Source organism: Nonomuraea sp. NPDC003214, from assembly GCF_053590035.1.
The window spans coordinates 1-1,472 of record NZ_JBSFSX010000046.1 but is presented as its reverse complement, the minus strand read 5'-3'; the positions used below and the strand labels follow the sequence as shown (position 1 = coordinate 1,472).

The window sequence follows — 1,472 nt, the reverse complement described above, 5'->3', positions numbered from 1 at the left end:
AACCCCAAGCGTTACGATCTGGCCAAGGTCGGCCGCTACAAGATCAACAAGAAGCTCGGGGTCGGTGCGGAGATCACGCAGGGCACGCTGACCGAAGAGGACATCGTCGCCACGATCGAGTACATCGTCCGCCTCCACGCGGGCGAGGAGACGATGCCGGCGGCCGAGGGCGCGCCGGTCGACACCGTGATCGTCGAGACCGACGACATCGACCACTTCGGCAACCGCCGCCTGCGCAGCGTCGGCGAGCTGATCCAGAACCAGGTCCGCCTGGGCCTGGCCCGGATGGAGCGCGTCGTGCGCGAGCGCATGACGACGCAGGACGTCGAGGCGATCACACCGCAGACGCTGATCAACATCCGCCCGGTCGTCGCGTCGATCCGGGAGTTCTTCGGCACCTCGCAGCTGTCGCAGTTCATGGACCAGACCAACCCGCTGGCCGGCCTGACGCACAAGCGGCGTCTGTCCGCGCTGGGCCCCGGTGGTCTGTCGCGTGAGCGGGCCGGCTTCGAGGTCCGAGACGTGCACCCGTCCCACTACGGCCGGATGTGCCCGATCGAGACCCCTGAAGGCCCCAACATCGGCCTCATCGGCTCGCTGGCCTCCTACGGCCGGATCAACGCCTTCGGCTTCGTCGAGACTCCTTACCGCAAGGTCGTCGACGGCAAGGTCACCGACCAGATCGACTACCTGACCGCCGACGAGGAGGACCGCTTCGTCAAGGCGCAGGCCAACACGGTGCTCAACCCCGACGGGTCGTTCGCCGAGTCCCGCGTCCTGGTCCGCACCAAGGGCGGCGAGACCGAGCTCGCCCGCGCCGAGGAAGTCGACTACATCGACGTGTCGCCGCGCCAGATGGTGTCGGTCGCCACCGCGATGATCCCCTTCCTCGAGCACGACGACGCCAACCGCGCGCTCATGGGCTCCAACATGCAGCGCCAGTCGGTGCCGCTCCTCAAGAGCGAGGCGCCGCTGGTCGGCACCGGCATGGAATACCGTGCCGCGACCGACGCCGGTGACGTCATCAGCGCCGAGAAGGCCGGCGTGGTCGAGGAGGTCTCCGCCGACTACGTCACGGTCATGAACGACGACGGCACCCGGACGACCTACCGGGTGGCCAAGTTCAAGCGCTCCAACCAGGGCACCTCGTTCAACCAGAAGCCCATCGTGGCCGAGGGCGACCGCATCGAGGTCAACCAGGTCATCGCCGACGGTCCCTGCACCGACAAGGGCGAGATGGCGCTGGGCAAGAACCTCCTCGTGGCGTTCATGCCGTGGGAGGGCCACAACTACGAAGACGCGATCATCCTGTCCCAGCGGCTGGTCCAGGACGACGTCCTCTCCTCGATCCACATCGAGGAGCACGAGGTCGACGCCCGTGACACCAAGCTGGGCCCGGAGGAGATCACCCGCGACATCCCGAACGTCTCCGAGGAGGTCCTGGCCGACCTCGACGAGCGCGGGATCATCCG

The 1,472-nt window shown here is 67.5% G+C and carries 1 protein-coding gene; it reads left to right on the top strand.

The window, feature by feature from the left end; translation table 11 throughout:
- Positions 1–1,472: DNA-directed RNA polymerase subunit beta (gene rpoB, locus ACWDXC_RS45235; protein ID WP_449993256.1), on the top strand; the 1,472-nt coding region annotated here is incomplete at both ends.